9 protein-coding genes are annotated in these 25,929 nt (G+C 51.9%); 5 read left to right on the top strand and 4 right to left on the bottom strand.

The window, feature by feature from the left end:
- Positions 1-127: 127 nt before the first annotated feature.
- Positions 128-1,552: a methyl-accepting chemotaxis protein gene (locus tag KNV97_RS02790; protein WP_136483942.1), complete on the bottom strand. Its 1,425-nt coding sequence runs from the start codon at positions 1,550-1,552 to the stop codon at positions 128-130.
- Positions 1,553-1,770: 218 nt separating this feature from the next.
- Positions 1,771-2,988 carry an aromatic amino acid transport family protein gene (locus tag KNV97_RS02785; protein ID WP_136483943.1) on the bottom strand — a complete coding sequence of 406 codons (1,218 nt, stop codon included), beginning with the start codon at positions 2,986-2,988 and terminating at the stop codon, positions 1,771-1,773.
- A 493-nt stretch (positions 2,989-3,481) separates the two neighbouring features.
- On the opposite strand from KNV97_RS02785, the gene KNV97_RS02780 reads away from it, so the two are divergent.
- Together KNV97_RS02780 and KNV97_RS02775 are read left to right on the top strand one after the other, a co-directional pair.
- Positions 3,482-4,135: an acyl carrier protein phosphodiesterase gene (locus KNV97_RS02780; protein WP_218562074.1), complete on the top strand. Its 654-nt coding sequence runs from the start codon at positions 3,482-3,484 to the stop codon at positions 4,133-4,135.
- Between the two features lie 86 nt (positions 4,136-4,221).
- Complete coding sequence (locus KNV97_RS02775; RefSeq protein ID WP_218562073.1) at positions 4,222-5,490, top strand: DEAD/DEAH box helicase; 1,269 nt, start codon at positions 4,222-4,224, stop codon at positions 5,488-5,490.
- 165 nt (positions 5,491-5,655) lie between these two features.
- Here the strand turns inward: KNV97_RS02775 and KNV97_RS02770 are convergent, their stop codons facing one another.
- Both KNV97_RS02770 and KNV97_RS02765 read right to left on the bottom strand, forming a co-directional pair.
- On the bottom strand, positions 5,656-6,453 hold the full coding sequence (locus KNV97_RS02770) for a TetR/AcrR family transcriptional regulator (protein WP_136483946.1): 798 nt from the start codon (positions 6,451-6,453) through the stop codon (positions 5,656-5,658).
- Between the two features lie 93 nt (positions 6,454-6,546).
- A complete protein-coding gene (locus KNV97_RS02765) occupies positions 6,547-6,858 on the bottom strand; it encodes a c-type cytochrome (RefSeq protein WP_218562072.1) in 312 nt (103 codons plus the stop codon).
- Positions 6,859-7,415: 557 nt separating this feature from the next.
- Here KNV97_RS02765 and KNV97_RS02760 point away from each other — a divergent pair.
- The 3 genes from KNV97_RS02760 (at position 7,416) to KNV97_RS02750 (ending at position 25,827) form a co-directional block, all read left to right on the top strand.
- On the top strand, positions 7,416-8,231 hold the full coding sequence (locus KNV97_RS02760) for an OmpA family protein (protein WP_218562071.1): 816 nt from the start codon (positions 7,416-7,418) through the stop codon (positions 8,229-8,231).
- A gap of 72 nt (positions 8,232-8,303) precedes the next feature.
- A complete protein-coding gene (locus KNV97_RS02755) occupies positions 8,304-17,753 on the top strand; it encodes an Ig-like domain-containing protein (protein ID WP_407701879.1) in 9,450 nt (3,149 codons plus the stop codon).
- The gene (locus KNV97_RS02750) at positions 17,728-25,827 is read left to right on the top strand and encodes a beta strand repeat-containing protein (protein ID WP_218562069.1); all 8,100 of its coding nucleotides are present in this window, start codon (positions 17,728-17,730) and stop codon (positions 25,825-25,827) included. The genes KNV97_RS02755 and KNV97_RS02750 overlap by 26 nt, the downstream gene beginning before the upstream one ends.
- Positions 25,828-25,929 lie beyond the last annotated feature (102 nt).

Below are 25,929 nucleotides of genomic sequence, written 5' to 3'. Positions count from 1 at the left end.
TATCCGAGTGGTAATAAAAAGCCGGTCAGTTCACTGAACTGACCGGCTTTTTTGTCAGACTGTATCTAACATAAGCAGAGGTGCCGCTTGTGGGCCAGCCATTACCGAACCATTCGCAGCATGCTCATCAGTTGGTGTGATAACGAGCCAGGATTTTACTCAGGTTTTCGGTTGCCTGAGCGATGCTGGCAATACCGGCTGACGACTGCTGCGCTACGCTGCGGATCGCGTTGGACTGGCTGCGGATATCACTCAGTTCTGCGGCGATGCCATTGGCAACCGAACTCTGCTCTTCAGCTGAAGTCGAGATTTGAATACTCATATCATTAATGCGTTGGGCCGAATCGGCAATCTGGTTGATATCCTGGCCGATATCTGCGACCAGATCACTGCTGCTTTGCGCCTGGGAGACGGTTTGCTGCGTCATATCGGCGATGTTTCTGCTTTCAGCCTGCAGTTTTTCTATCATCGACTGAATTTCAACCGTCGCCTTTTGCGTGCGTCCTGCCAGCGTGCGGACTTCGTCCGCAACGACGGCAAAGCCACGTCCTTGCTCACCGGCGCGCGCCGCTTCAATGGCCGCATTCAGCGCCAGCAGGTTGGTCTGTTCTGAAATCGCATTAATCGCAGTGATGACTTCGTTAATCTGAATCGCGTTTTCGTTCAGCGTGGTCACCGAAGAGGAAGTCTGCGAAATGAAATGTGATAGTTGGTTGATTTCATTAATGGCCTGCTCGACACGTTGGCGGCTGCTATCGACCTGCAGTGCGTCTTGCTCAGCCTGTTGTGTCGCTTGCTGTGAAATCCCCGACACCTCCTGAGCAGAAGCGGTCATTTCTTCCATCGCCGTGGCTGCAGAATCGAGGGAGGCGTATTGCTGGTGGATCTGGGATTCACTCTCTTTCATCTCACGGGCAAAAGCAGTCGAACTCTCACGCAGAGTTGCTGAGTTGCCCTTTACCGTCACCACCAGATCGGTCAGGGTATCCATCGCGTTATCGAGTGCGCAGCCAATGGTGCCGAATTCATCACGTCCCGGATAAAAGCCCAGGCGAGAAGTCAAATCACCGTCCGCAATCTTAAGCGTGGTGGTGTAAAGCACCCACAGCGCCCCGCCGATAAACGTTGCCACCCAATAAGTAAATATCGCAAACGGGATGGCCCACAGATAAGTCAGAGCAAAAGAGGTCATTGCAGCAGAGCGGGTTGCCGCTTCCTGAGCAGAAAAGTCTTCTGACAATGCGAAAATACCACCGTTTTGCGCTTGCGCCGTAGCGGTCACTTTACCGCTTAAGTATGAGGTTGGGGACAATGTACTGCGGCTTTGTAAACCCGGCAGCGTATTCACGTCACCGTGACTCAGCATACCCTGTAATTTATATTCAACCGCCTGTTTCGATTGGGTTTCGAATTGGTCGAGAGTGTCAACATAACGCAGAGCGGCCAGGCTGGATATGGCAGCGATAAACAGGGCAAAGATGACCCACATTTTGTCGTTGATGGACATCTTGATAAACACGCGGTCAATCGTCCTGAATTGAACTTCTTTCATGGTTACTCCGATGCAGATGAAAGTACGCTTAAACTCTGCACATCGTACCTGTTAACTTGCGGTTCATTGCATAAATTCATGCAATGTATGTTATTGAAATGTCATAATTGAGACTTATGTCATATTTATTGGCGTATAAAAAAAGGTGGCCTGCATAGGTCACCCTTTGTGGTGTTTTTCATCGTTCAGAGTGAACGATGAAAAACTTGTGAAATGGTTCAGCCAAGTGCAGGCAAGATTCCGAAGGTGATCATCAGCTGCGCCCCAATGATCACAACGCCGACGACGCCTGTCAGCATTAGAGCTGGAGTGCCACCCATGACCTGGTAATACTCTTGATCCGAGGTTTGACGGCGAACGCGCACGACCATGCTCAGTGGCAGGAAAATCGCCAGAACTGCCAGCGCGATAGCTGCGTAACCCAGAGCCATGATAAAACCCTGCGGGTAAAACAGCGCGAACATCAGCGGCGGAATAAAGGTGATCAGAGCGGCGGTAACGCGCTTGATCGTGCCACTTTTGTACGCACTTTTCTTATTGATGGAGTCGCCCATGAATTCAAACAGGCCCAGACTCACACCAAGGAAAGAAGTCAGCAGAGCCAAATCAGCAAATACCCCGATAACGCTGCTCAGATTCGATTGATGAACTGTCTGCGCCAGAGTACCAATCAGAGCACTCAGGCCAGCGTTTTCGACCAAATCAGGTTGGCTGACCACACCCAGAGTCACGATTTGCCAGAAGACGTAAATGAGCAGTGGGATGGCTGACCCCACCACGATCGCTTTGCGCAATGATGGTGTGTGCCCATCCAGGTAGTTGACGATGGCCGGAATACTGCCGTGAAAACCGAATGAGGTGAAAATAACCGGAATTGACGCGATCACCAGACCTTGTCCCAGCGGCATGCTCAGCAGGTAAGATTCCGAAACATTCGGTGCCAGAAAGCTCAGTACCATCACCATAGTCACCATTTTACCGGTAAATAGCAGGCGGTTTACTTTGTCGACCGTGCCAGTGCCAATGGTTACAACGGCTGCAACAAGCAGAGTAAACAGCAGCGTACCTGCCGTGCCGCTAACCTGGATACCAGCCAGCTCTGAGATTCGGCTGCTAAACTGTGCGCCGCCCCCGGCAATGTATGCTGCGCAAAGTGCGTAGAAAAGGAACAGCATAGCGAACGTGGCGATCCATTTACCTTTGGTACCGAGGATCTGTTTGGCCAGGGTGTGAAGCGTAGCACTTTTATCTGCATATTGGTGAATTTCCACCATCAGCAAGGCGGTAAATGCCATCAGGGCCCACAGGGCGAACATGATCATCAGAGAGGTTGAAAAACCGATTCCAGCCGATGCCAGCGGCAGAGCCAGCATCCCGGCTCCAATCGTGGTGCCGGCGATAATCAAAGTACTGCCAAAAAGCTTTGATTTCATCATAGTGTAAATATTCTTATACAGTTGTTGTGGTTGCATAGTGCGTTGTGCGAATAATGAACGCTAATAACTGCCATATTCGCTAGATTTTGGCTATTTTGTAGCAGGAATAAGGTTTGGTCAATGCGTTTGTAAAAATAAAAATCCAAAACCGTAAATAATTTCGTACATCTGTCGAAGCCAAGATAATGATCGGTGAAAGAGTGGAGTGTGCGAACAACCTATGATAAACATCATACTTTACTGCAAAATGACTTTCGGTTTTCATTCGGGCGTCATATAAACGGTATAAAATGGAATCTGGTCGCCCAGGGTGGGCAGGCCTGAACAAAAAGAAGGAGGTCAACAATGAGTGACCAATCAACACAGCAAGAAGAGAGTCTGGAGCTGCTTGATGCGCTGGAAATCGGCTTTGCGCTGACAGACTATAATGACGGCGAAGCCTTCGCTGAAGCGTCTTAATCACCATACCGGTTTGCATATTGACGATTAACCTATGAACTATCTCGCCCATTTGCATATTGCCGATCACTGTCAGAGTAGTCTGCTGGGCAACCTGCTGGGCGATTTCGTGAAAGGTGATCCCGACAGCCAATATGTGGCTCCCATCGCCAGCGGGATACGGCTGCATCGGCTGGTGGATGCCTATACCGATAGTCATCCTGTCATTTCGCATGCCAAACAATGCTTTAGCGCCGATACCCGTCGTTTCGCACCCATTGCCCTCGATATGTTCTGGGATCACTGTCTGGCCAGTCAGTGGGCCCACTATCATGACCTGAGTTTATCGCGTTTTGTGCGTCAGGCGCACCAGCGCGTAACCCGTGAGCAAGCTATTACATTTGCTGCAGCCGCTAATTTTTCTGAAACCAGAGCGTCTTCTGAACCGATCGCGTCTCCTCAACCCATCGCCCTGCCGGACCGTTTTAACCGCGTCTCCGGTGCGATGTGGCAGGGCGGCTGGCTTGAATCCTACGCAGAACTCAGCAATATCGAATTTGCTCTGCAGCGTATGTCGCAACGCAGTGTGCGTATGGGGAAGCTGGCGCACTGCTTTGATGGTCTAAGCCGCCATTACTCCCGCTTAGCCGAGCTATTTACCGTCCTGTATCCGGATGTATTAGAGAAAGCCAAACGCTCTGAGCTCTGATACAATTCGCGCCCATTCAACACATTCACATCCGTTTATGTCTCTCTGTGTGAGATAAACCGGTTCATTGTTTAAGAGATTCTGATATGTCCGAAACGACTTCGACCTTTGTTTCTTTAGGTATTGCCCCAGAACTGGCGCAACAGCTCGATAGGCTGGGGATAAAAACACCGACTGAAATTCAGGCGCAAGCCATACCGCCGGTATTAGATGGTCAGGATGTATTAGCCGGAGCACAAACCGGAACGGGTAAAACGGCCGCATTTGGTTTGCCTGTCATTCAGCGCTTCGTCAATCAGCCGAAAGCACGCGAAGCCAACTCGAAAGATATTCGGGCGTTAGTTTTGGTTCCGACCCGCGAACTGGCGCAGCAGGTATTTGATAACCTGACGGCCTATGCCGCTGACAGTGAGCTGAAAATTGTCACCGCGTACGGCGGAACTAGTATGAAAGTCCAGGTTCAGAACCTCAAAGGCGGTGCAGACATTCTGATTGCAACGCCAGGACGTTTACTCGACCATGCCCATGTGAAAACACTCTATTTGGGTAACACGGAAGTATTAGTGCTTGATGAAGCGGATCGCATGCTTGATATGGGCTTTATGCCCGATATTCAACGTGTGCTGCGTAAGCTGCCGCGAGAGCGCCAGACGCTGTTTTTCTCGGCGACGTTCGACAGCAAGATCAAAGCAGTAGCGTATCGTATGATGCAGACGCCGGCTGAATTACAGGTTACCCCGACCAACTCAACCGCTGAAACGGTGCAGCAGATGGTGTATCCGGTTGATAAAAGGCGCAAACGTGAATTGCTGGCTTACCTCATAGGCTCACGTAACTGGCAACAAGTGCTGGTGTTTACTCGCACTCGGCAGGGCAGTGATGATTTGGCTAAAGAGCTCAAACTCGATGGTATCAAAGCAGCCTCAATCAATGGCGATAAAAGCCAGGGCGCAAGGCAGAAAGCGTTAGAGGATTTTAAATCCGGTAAAGTGCGCGCGCTGATCGCGACCGATGTTGCCGCGCGTGGTATCGATATTGCCGAGTTAGAACAAGTGGTTAACTTTGATATGCCATTTAAGGCAGAAGATTATGTGCACCGTATTGGCCGTACCGGTCGTGCAGGCAAAAGTGGTTTTGCGGTCTCACTAATGAGCCCGGATGAGGAGCCTTTGCTGGAAGCGATTGAACGTCTGCTTGACCAGCGTTTGCCACAAGAGTGGCTGCAAGGGTATGAACCTTCTCTGGAGGTGCAGATGGATGAAAGCCAGGCTCCGCGCCGTAAAGGTCGCTCTGCTGACAAGCGTAAGATGAAAGCCAAGCTGAAAATCCACGCTAACCGCGGTAAGAAAAAATAGTGCTGTGGTTAGGTTTAGGTGGTTAGGTTTAGCGGGAACCTGAACCAGGCGGCATAAAGTTAACTAATCAAATAGGGGCTGGATATACAGCCCCTATTTGATCCGAATAAAGAGTCAGTTTACTGCATTATTTTATAAGACTTAATTTGTTAAGCTTGATAACCCTTATTTGTCTGATAATGACGCCCGACACGGTAACGTTTCTTCTTCGCGGTCTTTGTTGTCGTCCTGACAACATAGAGTCACGCACTGTTTTTCCCAATCATAATCATGGGGATGTAACAGAGCTTTGACTGAGGTCGGTTTTAACACCGCTTCCTCCGGAACATGGAATTTCTGCGCCATCATCTGGTTGAACAGTTGCCAGTGACGCAGCAGGCAGTCATCGACATCATCGGTTTCATCTGACCAGGTATCTTTGAGCAGTGGCGTCATGCTGGCAGCACTGTGGGCAAACATGATGAGGTGCCACTTGGTTTCCCAGATATTTATCGGTGTTTCGGGATATTGCTCATTGTATTGTTCGGCGAGCGCTGCGATTAATGCTTCCATTTCACCTGCATTATCAATGAAATAGTCGACCAGGGCATTTTCCTGACGGGCAGCATCGGCAATCAGCTGGATCGGCTGCTTGATGATCAGGGCATGAGCCAGAATCCGGATCAGGAAACGATAAAGTTTGATATTGGCTGGTGTGTCAGCAGGAATATGGGCAATCACGGTTCGGATGTAGGACTGCATATACAGATGCAGGCCATCGCTGATGCTGTGCCAGATTTTTTCTTTACTGCCGAAATGATGGCGGATCAGGCTATGGGACACACCTGCTTTTTCACTGATGTGACGTAGCGACACCCTGGCATAACCCAACTCGCAGAACATCTCTGCAGCGACTTTGAGAATATGGTATCGGGTCTTTTGTGCATCCTGGGCGCTGCGTCGCCCCTGTCTTTTTTCAGTCATTATATTCTTTGTCCGTCTGGTCGGCCGATGTTGTACCAGATCTGATCCGGAGTTTCACGGAAAAAAGTAGGGTCTTACCGACTGTTTGGCTATTTATTCGCCCCGGGATGCATAATAAGCAGCAATGTCATTTAAGTCCTCATTATTTAACCTTTGCAACTGCGTTTGCATCATCTCTGCCATTGGACCCTTACGTTGACCCTTTTTATATGCCTGCATGGCTGAGAGCAGGTAGCCCTTGTCCTGACCTTTCAGATTAGGATAACGCGGGTTTTCAGCGATACCATCCCCACCGTGACAAAATGGACAACTTGGAATCTTTTGTTTGCCAAGATCGGGATCACCGTCATAAGCCCAGGCGTTCATAACGATAAGTAACATGCTAATAAAAAGTGATAAGCGCATGGTTAGCTCTCCGTAAAATACTCCCGTCAGAATAAGGTATTCCCTTAGGTTAACCTCAAGTGTTGATTGAAAAATTTGTTACTACTGCAGGGGCGCTGGCGGATTGTCTTTGTCAGTTCAGACAGAGTGGATTAACGTTATGATTTGCCAAGTAAAAGGCTAGGAGTCTGAGATGTGATTTTTGAAAGAGTGAAATGGTATGCATTTTTTAACATGCTGATTTTTTAACAAAAAAATCAGCATTCAGCGAACGATGTACGATTAAAGGTGTTGTTTCAGAAAGTCTTAGATCTACGTCACGAAATTTCATATCGCCAGGTCAATAAATTGCATATCGCCAGGTCAATAAATTGCATATGCCACGTATTGTATTATTTTTACATTAACGGTTTCTAAAGTAACAACGCAGGCTGGGTGACAAGCGTTTATATTTGTCACCATTATAAAATAATTTAACCATGTTGTTAGTAAGGTTAAATTAAAGATGGACCTTTTGCAAGGCAAATAAAAATTACTATGCCCGCTTTGCAGAAAATGGCTTAAAAAGGATGGTTTTCATGCGTTTGATCAAGCAATGCGGCGTCGACCTGTGGGCAGTTGTGGTGGTGTTCTATTGTCCTGTTGCTTATAGTCAGGATGATACACAGTATCTGGACTTCACAACCAATGTTACCACTCTCAATCAGACGGTTGTTCGTCAAGGTATTGAGATTGACCTCAATCAATTGAATGAACTGCAGTCGGGTCAGCAGATTTCGGAGGTTAAAAAACTGCTCGGCGAGCCAGTCAACATAGATACACTGACCAGTCGCTATGAGTGGGAATATAATATTATTGTTCCGCTGGAAACTAATAATAACCACATAGTCTGCCAGTATAAAATTATATTCTCTCCTCAGCATCAAATTAGGGCAACGCAGTGGCGACGCGATGTTTGCGAACGTCTGTTCAACGCGGCGTTGACACCTCAATCCTCTGCCAATGTTAGTCAAACTTCTTCAAAAACCAATCCTGTTACCGTCGATGTAGAATTCGAATTTAATCAGTTCCAACTGACTGAGGCTGGAAAATTATCTCTGGACAAACTGGTTGCGACGCTTAGCAGCGATTATCAGAATCCGGTCATCACCTTAGTCGGGTACACCGACTATATCGGTGCCAGCCAATACAACATGCGACTTTCAGCGCGAAGAGCTGAGACAGTTAAACAGTATCTCAGCGCTCATTCGATTCCTATTCAGTCTATTTCAACCCAGGCTAGAGGCGCAGATGATCCGATTGTTCAATGTCAAGGCAGTGAGCGGACTTCGGATGTTATTGGCTGCTTAAAACCAAATAGACGAGTCGAAGTTATCGTAACTGAGCAACTCTGAATATATCGAAACTATTTAAATTAACGAATTTAATAATAACAAAGCGTTAGTAACGGTTAGTGGGTGAGTATTATGTCGAATTTTGAAAAAATAAATGTAGTTGATAAGCAATCCGGTATTTCTTCATCGCTTTCTGGTGAGGAAATGACGAATCCGACTGGTAAAGTTTTTATTTTAGAATCCGATTTTGACGGTGCGTTCCAGGCCGCCAGACAGGGAAACGATTTACTGCTCACTACCGCTGCTGGCGAGAATATTGTCATCCAGGGCTTTTTTCTGGCATCTGGCGACGCGAGAAATGAGTTGGTGATTAAAGATGATAACGGCGTGCTTTGGCTGGGCCAACAGGAATCGTTGTCTGCAGAATTTTCTTTCGCTGAAATTAACCTGACAGAACCAGCTGCAGCGATGGCTGCCGAAGGAGTGAGCTGGTGGTGGATTTTAGCTGGCGTTGGAGGCGTTGGTCTTGCGGCGGCTGCCATCTCTGGAGGTGGAGGTTCGGATTCTGATTCAGATTCTGACTCGGACTCAAATTCTGGTTCCGATTTTGAGCCGTCACCCGCAGTGACTTTTGACCCGGTCGAAGTGCAGAGCTCTTCTCCGCAGTTGACCGGTCAGGTTAATGACCCGCAAGCATCAGTAACGGTGATGGTCGATGATAATGAGTATCCAGCCACCAATAATGGCGATGGCACTTGGACGCTGGATGAAGGCACCTTACCAGCGTTACCTAACGGCGAGACTGAAATCACGGTTACGGTGACGCAGCCTGATGGCGAGAGTAATACAGTCACCGGCACAATAATGGTTGATATGCCTGCTCCGCAAGTAATTATGCCAGACGATCTTAATGACGACGGGTGGCTTAATGCTGATGAAATGGCGGCGAACGTAAATGGAGCGATTGATGTCACTGTGATGTTACCCGAAGAAGCGGTGGCAGGTGATATTGTTCAGCTTGATGACGGTACGATCAGTCAGGAGATTACGCTGACCGCGGACGATATTGCGAATGGCAGTATTACCGTTTTATATCCATTACCCGTTGAAGGTGAAACGCTGGAACTGATGGCAGTATTGATTGATTCTGACGGTAATATGTCTGCTTCACACAGTGGCAGTCTCACCGTCGATACCACACTGGATTCGGATGGTGATGGTGTGATGGTGTCCTTTGATGCAATCAGTGATGATTCTGACACCGCGGATGACTTTGTGACCAGTGATAACACGCTGTTGTTTACCGGAACCGTCGATTCTGCAGATGGCAACCAGCTATCAGTGACAGTGGGAGAGACGACTTACCAGCAGGGGAGCTCTCCGGAACTGAGCATTGATCAGAATGGCAACTGGACTCTGGACCTGAGTGCGAACGCATTGGATGACGGCACTTATCCAGTGGTTGCGACAGTCAGCGACGCTGCGGGGAATAGTTTTAGTACCGATGCGCAGAATGTGATGATCGATACCGATGTCAATGCCGATGAAGGCAGCTTCATGGTCAGTATCGATGGGATTAGTGATGATACCGGCACTGCGGATGATTTTATTACCAGTGATAACACTATTGTAATTACTGGTACTTTGGACTTGGATGACGATACCACGCTCAGCGTAACTTTTAACGGAGTGACTTATACCGAGAATGATCCTGAGTTGGTCATCGATGCGCTGCCTGATGCTGATGGGAGCGTCGTCTGGGCACTGGACGTTTCCGCGATCACGTTAGCAGACGGGACGTATCCGGTCTCGGCTACGGTCACAAACAGTCAGGGCAATCAAATTCATGCCGAGCAGGAAATCATGATTGATACGTTGTCCGGTGCTAATGGCAGTGCGCCTTTGGTCAGCATTAATGCGGATCTTAACGATGATGGCTGGCTCAATAGCGCTGAAATGGAGGCGAATGGGAGTTTCAGTTTACAGGTCGACGTAACTTTACCCGTAGGCGCCGTGTCCGGAGATAGTATCCGACTCACAGATGGCAATGATACCCAACTAATAACCTTAACTGAGCAAGATATCGTGAACGGCAGTATTACGGCCGACTACCTGGTACCTATTCAGGGAGAGACTCTTGAAATCAGCGCGGAGCTGGTCGACCAGGTCGGTAATGTATCGGCAACAGGTACGGATTCGGTGACCGTTGATTCCCTGATAGATGGTGATGTGGATGGACATACGGTCACGTTTGACAGTATCAGTAATGACACCGGTATGGATGGAGATTTCATAACCAACGATAACACTCTGGTCTTTAACGGTACCCTGGACACGGACGATAGCACCACCCTCAGTGTGACGGTGAACGAAACCACCTATGTACAGGGTGCTGATCCTGAATTAAGTGTGGATGACAGTGGCAACTGGAGCTTAGATTTGAGTAACACGCCGCTTGAGGACGGTACGTATAATCTGGTCGCGACGGTGACGGACCAAGCCGGTAATACGATCAGTACTCAAGGATCACAGGTGGTGATTGATACCACGGTTGATACGAATAGCGACGGCAATACCGTGAGTTTTGATGCCATCAGTGAGGATACGGGAGTTGATGGGGATTTTATTACCTCTGATAACACCCTGCAGTTGCGCGGTACGTTGGATAGCACTGATGGTAATACGCTGAGTGTTACCGTCGGTGATACGACTTATGTCCAGGGTGACGATGCGGAACTGGAGGTCGATGAGGACGGTAACTGGCGGTTGGACTTGAGCGCTTCGCCACTGGACGATGGTAATTACAGTGTGGTCGCAACGGTCACCGATGCGGCCGGTAATACGGCATCGGCCCCCGCTCAGACTGTCCTTATCGATACGGTAATTGATAACAATAGTGACGGTAATACGGTGACTTTTGACGCCATCAGCCAGGATACAGGGACGTCAGGCGATTTCATCACTTCAGACAACACACTGGTGCTGAGCGGCAGGGTCGATCTTGATGACGATAATACTTTAAGTGTCAATGTGGGCGAAGTGACCTATCAGTTTGGTCGCGATCCTGAACTTAGTATTGATGCGAACGGAAGTTGGAGCCTGGACCTGAGTGCGACGCCGCTGGATGACGGACAGCACGATGTGATTGCGACCGTTACCGATGTAGCAGGTAATACCGCAAGTAGTGCGATTCAGACCGTTATTGTGTATACCGGAGTGGATGGTGACGAAGATGGATTTACTGTCAGTATTAATGGGGTCAGCGAGGATACCGGTGCTGTAGGAGACTTTATCACTAGTGATAATACATTAGTGATTTCTGGGACGGTTGATGTTGATGACAATAATGCGCTGAGTGTGACATTCAATGGGGTGACCTACACAGAAGCCGATACCCAACTCGTACTTGCCCCTGTACCGGATGCCAACGGCGTGGTCGGCTGGTCTCTGGATGTATCTGATACCAGCTTAGCTGACGGAACTTATTCCATTACCGCAACGGTCACCAGTAGCGCCGGGAACCAGATTCACGCTTATCAGGATGTGATTATCGATTCTGTCGCGGGTACTGACGGCAGTGCTCCGCAAGTGATACTCGATGCGGATGTGAATGATGACGGCTGGATCAATGCCGATGAACAGGCTGCTCTAAACGACATCGGCGTAACGGTGACGATCAATATTCCTGACGGGGCTGTGGCAGGTGATACGATTGAGCTGACTGACGGCACGAATACGAGTACTGTTAGCCTGACCGAGCAGGATATTACCAGCGGCAGCATCAGTGCCAGCTACCCGTTGCCAGAAGAGGGAGGCAGTCTCACGGTCACCGCAGTACTCATTGATCAGGCTGGCAATACATCGGCGCCGGGCAGCGATAGCGTGACTTTGGATACACTGGCAGATGGGGATGGCGACGGACAGACGGTGACGTTTGACAGTATTAGCGCCGACACTGGAACCACCGGTGATTTCATCACCAGCGATAATAGATTGGTGTTTAATGGCAGCATTGACCCTGAAGATGGGACGACACTGAGTGTAAGAGTCGGTGACACCACATATACACACGGTGCGAGCCCAGAGCTGAGTGTGGATGATAGCGGTAACTGGAGCCTGGACCTGTCCAGCACAGCTCTGAACGATGGTAATTACACCGTTGTGGCGACGGTGGCGGATGCCGCCGGCAATACTTCCGAGACTCTGGCTCAGCAAGTCGTGGTGGATACGCAAATAGACACCAATGCTAATGGAAGCATGGTCACTTTCGAGGCAATCAGCGAAGATAGTGGAGTCACCGGTGATTTCATCACCAATGATAATACCTTGCTTCTTACCGGAACGGTGGATCTTGAGGATGGCAACAGATTAAGTGTCAGCGTTGGAGAGCGCACATATATCTATGGAGACGATCTTGAGCTAGTGGTTGATTCTGACGGGCAATGGGTCCTTGATCTCAGTGAAGTGCCATTAAGCGATGGAGATTATCGTGTTGTGGCATCGGTCACTGATATGGCCGGTAATTCTTTCAGTACAAGCAGTCAGACAGTGACTATCGATACTGCGATTGATGGTGATGGAGATGGTACAACGGTTACCTTTGACAGGATCAGTGAAGACAGCGGTATTGAGGGTGACTTCATAACTAATGATGTCGAGTTACAATTGCATGGCGCCGTGGATACCGATGATGATAACACGCTGAGTGTTATCGTCGGTGACAATACCTATGTGCAAGGCGTGGATTCGGAACTCACCACGGACAGCAATGGTAACTGGACACTGGACCTCAGTGCATTGGCATTAGATGACGGTACCTATTCAGTGACTGCACTGGTTACCGATGACGCCGGCAACATTGCTCGTACTATCAGTCAGCCACTGGTCATCGATACCACGATCGATGGTAACGGGGATGGTCAGACGGTGACCTTTGATGCTATCAGTGACGATACGGGGTTACCCGGGAATTTCATCACCAGTGATAATACCTTAATTTTACAGGGAACAGTCGATGTCAATGATGACAATGTGCTCAGTGTTAATGTTGACGGTACAGATTACGTACATGGAGTGGATCCTGAACTGAGCATTGATGCGTCTGGAAACTGGACACTGGATCTGACCAGCAGCGCTTTGGCCGACGGCACTTATACTGTGGTCGCAACCGTTACTGATGAGGCAGGGAATTCATTCAGTACTAATCCTCAGAGTGTTGTGATTGACACCGTGATCGACGCCGATGGTGACGGCAACACGGTTACGTTTGATGCAATCAGCATTGACAGTGGTGTGGTAGGTGACTTTATTACTGATGATAATACGCTGCTGTTGACCGGGACTGTAGATCTTGATGACGGTAATCTGCTGAGTGTTTCAGTCGGGGATACGATTTATGTTCAGGATGTGGATCCAGAGCTGTCGATAGATGCTGCCGGTAACTGGATATTGGATCTGACCGCAACGCCACTCGATGATGGTAGTTACACCGTAGTGGCGACGGTCTCGGATGAGGCTGGCAACAGTGCCAGTTCGGTCAGTCAGGACGTGGTGATTAATACCGGTGTCGACTCTGATCAAGATGGTTTTACGGTTGCTATTACCGCCATCAGTGATGACAGCGGCACGGTAGGTGACTTTGTCACGAATGACACCAACTTGCAGATCAGCGGGACGGTCGATCTTGATGACGGTAATGACCTCAGCATCACATTCAACGGAACCACATACACCGAAAATGACAGCGAACTGGTACTAGGGTCTGCGCCGGATGCGAATGGCCTGGTAAGTTGGACGTTGGATGTGTCTGGGACGACGCTGACTGATGGTACCTATCCATTAACCGCGACAGTGACCAGCAGTGCAGGTAATGAAAGCAGCGTACATCAGGATGTTGTGGTGGATACCATGGCAGGGGATGATGGTAGTGCACCAGTGGTTATATTGAGTGATGATCTGAATGATGATGGTTGGCTCAACGCCGAGGAAATGGCTGCGAACGAAGACGGCAATCTGCAGGTCAGTATCACTTTGCCTGATGGTGCGATTGCGGGGGATACCATCCGCGTCAGCGATGGTAACACCACCAACGACTTTATCCTGACGAATGAAGATATTGTTGCAGGTAATATCAGCACGGTTTATCCGCTGCCAGATGAAGGAAGCAGTTTAACTGTCCGTGCGGTTCTTATTGATCAGACTGGTAATACGTCGGCACAGGGTAGTGACAGTCTGAGTGTGGATACTCTGCTTGATACCGACTTTGATGGTGCCACCGTCACTTTCGATTCCATCAGTAATGACAGCGGTATCACTGATGAATTAGTTACCAATGATAATACCCTATTACTTCACGGGTCTGTGGATCTGGATGACGGCAATACATTGAGTGTGGCTGTCGGGGATACCACGTATGTCAATGAGGTTGATCCTGAGTTGACGGTGGATGATTCAGGGAACTGGATCCTGGACCTGACCAGCAATGAAATGAATGATGGCACATACGGGGTCGTGGCAACGGTGACAGATGCGGCCGGGAACACTATCAGTACCTCTCCTCGTGATGTGGTGATTGATACTTTGATTGATAGCAATGGCAACGGCACCACGGTTACATTTGACAGTATCACTGAAGACAGCGGGATTGCCGGAGATTTCATCACTAATGACAATACACCGGTTCTGAGTGGTGTACTGGATGTTGAAGATGGGAATACCCTGAGTGTCACTGTTGGCAGTGACAGTTATGTTCTGGGTACGGACCCTGAGCTTAGTGTAGACGACTCCGGTCGTTGGTATTTAGACCTGGCTGCTACTCCTTTAAGTGATGGCACTTATAGCGTTGTCACTACTGTGACAGACGCTGCAGGTAATACTGCCAGTACCGAGAGTCAAGATTTAGTCATTGATACCGTGGTTGATAATGACGGTGACGGTGACACCGTGACTCTGGATTCGATCAGCGAAGATACCGGAACAGAGGGAGATTTTATTACCAGTGACAACACACTGCGCTTTATCGGTAGGGTGGATCTGGACGACAGCAATATTCTTAGTGTAGCGGTGGGCGATACCACTTACATCCGTGGTGTTGACCCTGAACTGAGCGTTGACTCTTCCGGTAACTGGACGCTAGATCTTACCTCAACGCCGCTGGATGATGGCACCTACACCGTAGTGGCCACCGTGGTCGATATCGCTGGCAATACGGACAATATAAACCAAGATGTGATCATCAATACCGGCGTCGATACGGACGACGATGGATATTCGGTCACTATAGACAGTATGACTGACGACAGTGGAACCGATGGGGATTTCGTGACCAGTGATACCACCTTGCAAATTAGCGGCAGCGTCGATCTTGATGACAATAATACACTGACCGTCGATTTTAACGGCACTATCTACTCTGAAGCGGATCCGGAACTGACGCTGGACAGTACACCCGATGCCAGCGGAGTGGTGAACTGGACTCTGGACGTGTCTGGTATCAACCTGGCTGATGGTACGTATCCTGTTACGGCAACGGTGACCAGCAATGCAGGTAATCATATTAGTGCGCAGCAGGATATTGTGGTGGACACAGTCGCAGGCGATCTGGGCACGGCTCCTCAAGTCACAATAAGTGATGATCTAAACAATGATGCTTGGCTGAACAATGATGAATTGGCAGCGCTGACTGATGGCAATCTTGAAGTCGTGATCACGTTACCAGAGGGCTCTTCAGTCGGAGATATAATTCAGGTTAGTGATGGTACTAACAGCAGCGACCTGGTATTGAGTGAGACTGATATCTCCAATGGTAGCATTACCACTGAATTTCCGGCTCCCGCAGAAGGAGAGGGCGTCACCATTACCGCTGTGCTGATTGATGTGGCTGGCAATCAGTCGGCAACCGGCAGTGATCATCTGACGGTGGATACGCAGGCGGATGCCAATGATAACGGTAATACCGTAAGTTTTGATGCGATAAGTGATGATACGGGATCAGACTCTAGTGATTTCATCACCAATGACAATCGATTGCTGCTGACGGGAACAGTGGATCCGGATGATAACACCACACTGAGTGTCTCCGTCGATGGCACGACCTATGTACACGGCATTGCACCTGAATTGAGTATCGATGGTGATGGTCTCTGGACCTTGGATCTGACCGTTAATCCGCTGGAAGATGGGACTTACAGTGTGATGGCAACGGTGACCGATGAAGCGGGTAACACTGTCAGCACAAGCAGTCAGAATGTCGTCATTGATACGGTGGTGGACGGCAATGGAAATGGTACAACGGTCAGCTTTGACAGTATCAGCGACGACTCGGGTATCGCCGGTGACTTCATGACTAATGACAGCGGCCTGATCCTTAGCGGTACGATAGACCTGGACGATGATACGACATTAAGTGTGACGGTCGGAGGAGCGACTTATATCGAGGGAAGCGATACCCAGATCTCGATAGACGACAGCGGCAACTGGATCCTGGACTTGAGTGCGACTCCGTTGGTGGATGGTACATATGTGGTGGTGGCGACGGCCACCGATTTAGCAGGTAACGCTGTCAGCACAAGCAGCCAGAATGTGGTTATCGATACGGTGGCCGGCAATGATGGCAGCGCGCCGCAGGTGACGATCACCGATGACAGCAACGATGACGGCTGGCTCAATGGTGAGGAAAGCGCCGCCAATGCCGATGGCGATCTGGAGGTCAGCATCGATTTACCGGCCGGCGCGGCAGCGGGCGATACTCTGCAGGTGACTGACGGCACCACGAGCACGGATATCGTGCTGAGTGCAGCGGACATCAGCAGCGGCAGTGTCTCGGCCGGTTTTGCTGTGCCGGCAGAAGGCAGCAGTGTGACCGTGTCCGCGGTACTGATTGACCAGGCGGGTAACACTTCGGCCACGGGCAGCGACACTCTGACGGTGGATACGGTGACCGGTAATGATGGCAGCGCGCCGCAGGTGACGATCACCGATGACAGCAACGATGACGGCTGGCTCAATGGTGAGGAGAGCGCCGCCAATGCCGATGGCGATCTGGATGTGACGGTAAGTATACCGGCCGGGGCGGCAGCGGGCGATACTCTGCAGGTGACCGACGGCACCACGAGCACGGATATCGTGCTGAGTGCGGCGGACATCAGCAGCGGTAGCGTCTCGGCCGGTTTTGCTGTGCCGGCAGACGGCAGTGGTGTGACGGTGTCCGCGGTACTGATTGACCAGGCGGGGAATACCTCGGCCGCGGGCAGCGACAGTGTGACGGTGGATACGGTGACCGGTAATGATGGCAGCGCGCCACAGGTGACCATCACCGATGATAGCAATGATGACGGCTGGCTCAATGGTGAGGAAAGCGCCGTCAATGCCGATGGCGATCTGGAGGTCAGCATCGATTTACCGGCCGGCGCGGCAGCGGGCGATACTCTGCAGGTGACCGACGGCACCACGAGCACGGATATCGTGCTGAGTGCGGCGGACATCAGCAGCGGCAGTGTCTCGGCCGGTTTTGCTGTGCCGGCAGAAGGCAGCAGTGTGACCGTGTCCGCGGTACTGATTGACCAGGCGGGGAATAACCGATGACAGCAACGATGACGGCTGGCTCAATGGTGAGGAAAGCGCCGCCAATGCCGATGGCGATCTGGAGGTCAGCATCGATTTACCGGCCGGCGCGGCAGCGGGCGATACTCTGCAGGTGACTGACGGCACCACGAGCACGGATATCGTGCTGAGTGCAGCGGACATCAGCAGCGGCAGTGTCTCGGCCGGTTTTGCTGTGCCGGCAGAAGGCAGCAGTGTGACCGTGTCCGCGGTACTGATTGACCAGGCGGGTAACACTTCGGCCACGGGCAGCGACACTCTGACGGTGGATACGGTGACCGGTAATGATGGCAGCGCGCCGCAGGTGACGATCACCGATGACAGCAACGATGACGGCTGGCTCAATGGTGAGGAGAGCGCCGCCAATGCCGATGGCGATCTGGATGTGACGGTAAGTATACCGGCCGGGGCGGCAGCGGGCGATACTCTGCAGGTGACCGACGGCACCACGAGCACGGATATCGTGCTGAGTGCGGCGGACATCAGCAGCGGTAGCGTCTCGGCCGGTTTTGCTGTGCCGGCAGACGGCAGTGGTGTGACGGTGTCCGCGGTACTGATTGACCAGGCGGGGAATACCTCGGCCGCGGGCAGCGACAGTGTGACGGTGGATACGGTGACCGGTAATGATGGCAGCGCGCCACAGGTGACCATCACCGATGATAGCAATGATGACGGCTGGCTCAATGGTGAGGAAAGCGCCGTCAATGCCGATGGCGATCTGGAGGTCAGCATCGATTTACCGGCCGGCGCGGCAGCGGGCGATACTCTGCAGGTGACCGACGGCACCACGAGCACGGATATCGTGCTGAGTGCGGCGGACATCAGCAGCGGCAGTGTCTCGGCCGGTTTTGCTGTGCCGGCAGAAGGCAGCAGTGTGACCGTGTCCGCGGTACTGATTGACCAGGCGGGGAATACCTCGGCTGCGGGCAGCGACAGTGTGACGGTGGATACGGTGGCCGGCAATGATGGCAGCGCGCCGCAGGTGACGATCACCGATGACAGCAACGATGACGGCTGGCTTAACAGTGAGGAAAGCGCCGCCAATGCCGATGGCGATCTGGAGGTCAGCATCGATTTACCGGCCGGCGCGGTAGCCGGTGATACTCTGCAGGTGACCGACGGCACCACGAGCACGGATATCGTGCTGAGTGCGGCGGACATCAGCAGCGGCAGTGTCTCGGCCGGTTTTGCGGTGCCGGCAGACGGCAGCAGTGTGACCGTGTCCGCGGTACTGATTGACCAGGCGGGTAACACCTCGGCCGCGGGCAGCGACACTCTGACAGTGGATACGGTGGCTGGCAATGATGGCAGCGCGCCGCAGGTGACGATCACCGATGACAGCAACGATGACGGCTGGCTTAACAGTGAGGAAAGTGCCGCCAATGCCGATGGCGATCTGGATGTGACGGTAAGTATACCGGCCGGGGCGGCAGCGGGCGATACTCTGCAGGTGACCGACGGCACCACGAGCACGGATATCGTGCTGAGTGCGGCGGACATCAGCAGCGGCAGTGTCTCGGCCGGTTTTGCTGTGCCGGCAGACGGCAACAGTGTGACCGTGTCCGCGGTACTGATTGACCAGGCGGGGAATACCTCGGCCGCGGGCAGCGACAGTGTGACGGTGGATACGGTGACCGGTAATGATGGCAGCGCGCCACAGGTGACCATCACCGATGATAGCAATGATGACGGCTGGCTCAATGGTGAGGAAAGCGCCGTCAATGCCGATGGCGATCTGGAGGTCAGCATCGATTTACCTGCCGGAGCGGTAGCCGGCGATACTCTGCAGGTGACTGACGGCACCACGAGCACGGATATCGTGCTGAGTGCGGCGGACATCAGCAGTGGCAGTGTCTCGGCCAGTTTTGCAGTGCCGGCAGACGGCAGCAGTGTGACGGTGTCCGCGGTACTGATTGACCAGGCGGGTAACACGTCGGCTACGGGCAGCGACAGTGTGACGGTGGATACGGTGACCGGCAATGATGGCAGCGCGCCACAGGTGACCATCACCGATGATAGCAATGATGACGGCTGGCTCAATGGTGAGGAAAGCGCCGCCAATGCCGATGGCGATCTGGAGGTCAGCATCGATTTACCTGCCGGAGCGGTAGCCGGCGATACTCTGCAGGTGACTGACGGCACCACGAGCACGGATATCGTGCTGAGTGCGGCGGACATCAGCAGTGGCAGTGTCTCGGCCAGTTTTGCTGTGCCGGCAGAAGGCAGCAGTGTGACCGTGTCCGCGGTACTGATTGACCAGGCGGGTAACACTTCGGCCACGGGCAGCGACAGTGTGATGGTGGATAGGGTTATTGATACCAATAATGATAATAACACCGTCACTTTCGACAGCATCAGTGATGACAGCGGAACTGCCGGCGATTTCATTACCACCGATAACACTCTGTTGTTTAATGGAACGGTGGATGTGGCGGATAACAATACATTGAGTGTTACGGTGGGTGATACCACTTATGTGCAGGATATTGATTCGCAACTGACCATTGACACAAGCGGAAACTGGACCCTGGATCTGACCGCAACGGAGTTGGATGATGGCACTTATACCGTAGTGGCAACAGTCACCGATGAGGCGGGTAACACGTCCAGCTCGGCTAGTCAGGACGTGGTGATCAACACCGGTGTGGATGACAACGGTAATGGCTTCACGGTCAGTATTACCAGTGTCAGCGATGACAGCGGTATCAGTGGGGATTTTATTACCAATGACAATACTTTGCTGATTAGTGGAACGCTGGATCCTGATGACGGGAACAGCTTCAGTGTTAACTTTAACGGTATCACCTATGATGAGAGCTCCTCTGAATTAACTATCGACGGTACGCCGGATGTGAACGGAGTGGTCACCTGGACTCTCGATGTGTCGGGCTCGTCGCTGGCAGATGGCACTTATCCCATTACAGCAACGGTAGAGAGTCCGGCGGGCAATCATATTAGCGCACATCATGATGTAGTGGTGGATACCGTCGCTGGTAATGATGGCAGCGCGCCGCAGGTGACGATCACCGATGATAGCAACGATGACGGCTGGTTGAATGGTGAGGAAAGCGCCGCGAATGCCGATGGCGATCTGGAGGTCAGCATCGATTTACCGGCCGGGGCGGTAGCCGGCGATACTCTGCAGGTGACCGACGGCACCACGAGCACGGATATCGTGCTGAGTGCGGCGGACATCAGCAGCGGCAGTGTCTCGGCCAGTGTGCCGCAGCCGGCAGAAGGCAGCAGTGTGACGGTGTCCGCGGTACTGATTGACAATACCTCGGCTGCGGGCAGCGACACTCTGACGGTGGATACGGTGGCCGGTAATGATGGCAGCGCGCCGCAGGTGACCATCACCGATGATAGCAACGATGACGGCTGGCTTAATGGTGAGGAAAGCGCCGCCAATGCCGATGGCGATCTGGAGGTCAGCATCGATTTACCGGCCGGCGCGGCAGCGGGCGATACTCTGCAGGTGACTGACGGCACCACGAGCACGGATATCGTGCTGAGTGCGGCGGACATCAGCAGCGGCAGTGTCTCGGCCGGTTTTGCTGTGCCAGCAGACGGCAGCAGTGTGACCGTGTCTGCGGTACTGATTGACCAGGCGGGTAACACCTCGGCCGCGGGCAGCGACACTCTGACAGTGGATACGGTGGCCGGCAATGATGGCAGCGCGCCGCAGGTGACGATCACCGATGACAGCAACGATGACGGCTGGCTTAACAGTGAGGAAAGTGCCGCCAATGCCGATGGCGATCTGGAGGTCAGCATCGATTTACCGGCCGGCGCGGTAGCCGGTGATACTCTGCAGGTGACCGACGGCACCACGAGCACGGATATCGTGCTGAGTGCAGCGGACATCAGCAGCGGCAGTGTCTCGGCCGGTTTTGCAGTGCCGGCAGAAGGCAGCAGTGTGACCGTGTCCGCGGTACTGATTGACCAGGCGGGGAATACCTCGGCTGCGGGCAGCGACAGTGTGACGGTGGATACGGTGGCCGGCAATGATGGCAGCGCGCCGCAGGTGACGATCACCGATGATAGCAATGATGACGGCTGGCTGAATGGTGAGGAAAGTGCCGCCAATGCCGATGGCGATCTGGAGGTCAGCATCGATTTACCTGCCGGAGCGGTAGCCGGCGATACTCTGCAGGTGACTAATGGCACCACGAGCACGGATATCGTGCTGAGTGCGGCGGACATCAGCAGCGGCAGCGTCTCGGCCGGTTTTGCAGTGCCGGCAGAAGGCAGCAGTGTGACCGTGTCCGCGGTACTGATTGACCAGGCGGGTAACACGTCGGCTACGGGCAGCGACAGTGTGACGGTGGATACGGTGGCCGGTAATGATGGCAGCGCGCCGCAGGTGACCATCACCGATGATAGCAACGATGACGGCTGGCTTAACAGTGAGGAAAGCGCCGCCAATGCCGATGGCGATCTGGAGGTCAGCATCGATTTACCTGCCGGAGCGGTAGCCGGCGATACTCTGCAGGTGACTAATGGCATCACGAGCACGGATATCGTGCTGAGTGCGGCGGACATCAGCAGCGGCAGCGTCTCGGCCGGTTTTTCTGTGCCGGCAGAGGGCAGCAGTGTGACCGTGTCCGCGGTACTGATTGACCAGGCGGGGAATACCTCGGCTGCGGGCAGCGACAGTGTGACGGTGGATACCTTGCTCGATGCTGATGGCGATGGCAGTGCCGTCACGTTCGATGCCATCAGCGCAGACTCCGGCGCGATCGGTGATTTCATTACCAATGACAGTGGATTAGTTCTGAGTGGCACGATTGACCCGGACGACAACACCACATTGAGTGTAACGGTCGGAGATACTACCTATGTTGAGGGAAGCGATACGCAACTTACCGTTGATGGCAGCGGTAACTGGAGTCTGGATCTGAGCGGCAACCCTCTTGATGACGGTACGTACAACGTGGTTGCAACTGCAGTGGATGCAGCGGGTAACTCAGTCAGCTCAAGCAGTCGGGATGTGGTGATTGATGGTAGCGCACCGGTTATCACTGGCGGTTTTGGCTCTGTGTCTGAAGAAGGTTTATCCGGCGGAGTGGTCGACGCCACTGGTTCCCCGGCAGACATCACTGATAGCACGACTCTCAATGGTACACTGACCATTGCTGATCAAAGTGATATTAGTTCAGTTAGCATCAGCGGACCAGCCAGCCTTGCGGTACAGGGAGAAACGGTCACCTGGTCGGGAGCGTTTTCCGGTGACACATACACTTTGACTGGTTCAACAGCGGGGAGCGGTACCGTCGCGACTCTGACTTTAACCACAGCTGGTGCTTACAGCTTTACTCTGCTTCAGGCACTGGATCATCCGATGCCGGGCGTGGAAGATATTTTGGCACTTAACTTCAGTGCAGAGGCAACCGATGCGGCGAATAACACCAGTACGCCGGTCTCTTTAGTGGTCAATATTGAAGATGACAGCCCGGTTGCGGCCGATTCGGTGTTGTACAGCATTACCTCAACACCCGCGACGGAAAGTGGTGAGCTAGTAGACAGTTATGGTGCTGATGGCGGTTATGTTTCGTCTTTGACCCTAGATGGTTATACCTTCAGTTTCGATGGCTCAACAATCACGACAAGCGGCAGCTCAGATAGTGTATTAGGTTATTCTGCCAGTGATTATAGTAATGGTGTATTAACGATTAACACCATCAAGGGCGAAACGATTGCGGTCAACATGACTGATGGCAGCTACACCTACACAAATTCAGGAGTGCCTTTGTTAGCGCCGCAAACGGAGGAAGCGCCAGCAGTGACACTTGGCGACAGTAACAGCTTGTTAGGTTTGGTCGGGGCGGAAGCGTTGGGGGTGGTTAATTTGGCAGAAAGTCAGGAGTTTTCTGCCACAGACGCTAATAATGATATTACTTCCGTCACCATCACTTACACTGCTGTGAGTCTTAGTATTGCGGGGGGATTTAATGTCGCAGGTGCTAGAGTATTAGCTGAAGAGCTTGGTATAGACTATGCGATCGATGACCTTACGGTGTTTGATTACCGTGCTTCGATTAACATTACGTCGTTGGATGGGGGGCCGATTGATAATCTTAAACTGAATGAGTTCCTCGGCGCTATTTATGCTGATGATGGAGTTCTCTCTCTGGGGTTAGGCTCGACATTAGAGATCTCGGCTACCGATTCGCAGGGCAATACCAGTGTTGATTCCAACACTGATTTATTGTCGCTCGGGTTAATCAGTACCAGTGTTCCTTCCTATATGGTGATTGGTAATAACTTTGCTGAAACCATGAACGGCAGCAACAACGCTGATCGTATCTACGGTTTGGATGGTGACGATACCATTAACGGCGGCGCCGGCAGCGATATTATTCGCGGTGGTGAAGGAAATGACACCATTGATGGCGGGGATGGTAATGATATCCTTATTGGAGGCATCGGAGACGATACTTTGACCGGTGGCAGCGGGTTGGACCTGTTCCGTTGGGAAAGTGGTGATCAAGGCTCTGTCGGGGCGCCTGCCATTGACCATATTACTGACTTTAACTTTGTTCCGGCGTCGGCCGACGGCGATGTGCTTGATCTTGTCAGTCTGTTACAGGGAGAAGGTAAAATTGGTTCAAGCCCCGGTAACCTGACCAACTATCTCCACTTTGAGTTTGATGGTTCTGATACGATCATTTCTGTCAGTACCACAGGCCAGTTCCTGGGAGGCTTTGACACGACGGAAGTGGATCAACAAATCATCCTTGATGGGGTCGATGTGGTCGGCAGTCTCAGCCGTGACCAGGATGTGATTGCAAAACTGCTGCAACAAGGGAATTTGCTGGTGGATGAAGCAACCGCTGATACTGACCTGTTGGGCGGTTCGACCACGATCGATGCGGTGATCACCGATAATGATGGCGATACCGATTCAACCAGTGTGACCTTTGACAGCACGGGGGCGAGTGCGCCAGTTGTGACCGATAATTCCGCGCCGGTGGTTCAGGTTGATAACTCGGCTTTACTCGGTCTGGTGGGAGTTGATGCGCTACAGCTACTGGGGCTCAACAATCAGGACCTGGTCGCCGCGGATGCGGATGGTAACCTGACGTCTGTGCAAGTTGCCTATCAACCCTTACTCAGCGTTGATCTTGATGCTCAGACACTGACAGCTTCACAGCAGTTGGCTGAAGAGCTTGGCTTACGCATCAGTATAGAGAATAGTTCAGGTTTGCTGGGGCTGGTTGCTCCATCCTCGGTTCTGACCATTACTGCGTTAGATGGTGGATCGATCGATAACTTTGCGGTGAATGAACTGCTTGCCACCGTTCAATTTGATAACGGACAAAGCTTGCTTGGCCTGGATCTGGAAGTTCAGGCTGCCCTGTTAAATGCCACCTCGATTACCGCTACCGATAGCGAAGGACTGTCTGCCAGCGCTTCGCTGGGATCACTGACCGATATTAACTTACTCAACACCTTGTTAGGTAACGATATTCTTCTTGAAGGAGATTCTGAAAACAATACTCTCAATGGCGGAACAGACGGTGAACGCCTGTATGGTTACGACGGTGATGATGTTCTCATTGGGGATGGCGGTGATGATTTGCTGCGTGGCGGGTCCGGCGAGGACATTCTCGATGGTGGAGAGGGTAACGATATCCTGATCGACGGAGCTGGTGCCGATACCTTTATTGGAGGAGCGGGTGATGATCTGATTTGGATTAACAGCAGCAATTTTGTATCGATCGATGGTGGTACTGGACAGGATGTGTTGTTGCTGGATGGCGGTATTGATCTTGAACCCGGGGCCACCGGTCTTGGCAGCATCAACAATATTGAAACTGTTCATATGGGAGAGGGGGACGAAAGCAGTACCCTGACTCTGACTGAGCAAGCCGTGATCGATATGACCGATGAAAATAATCAACTGACCATCGCCGGTGACAGCGATGATAACGTTCTGGCTTTAGGCGCAAGTCTGGAAGGCAGCGTATCCATGGATGGCGTCAGTTATAACCAATATGCCCTCGGTTCAACAACACTATTGGTTGAAGATGACGTGAACATTGTTGTGAGTTAATCGGGTGAAAAGTGAAACCATGATATGGAGTGACCAAGCGTTTAAGTAAACGAAGAGGAGGTGGTAAATATGCAACATTTTACCAGGTCTCTGAGGTCTCGG

This window comes from Vibrio ostreae, from assembly GCF_019226825.1.
Classification (GTDB): Bacteria; Pseudomonadota; Gammaproteobacteria; order Enterobacterales; family Vibrionaceae; genus Vibrio; species Vibrio ostreae.
Note: the sequence above shows the minus strand (reverse complement) of the source record. Positions and strands in the feature narration are given on the sequence as shown.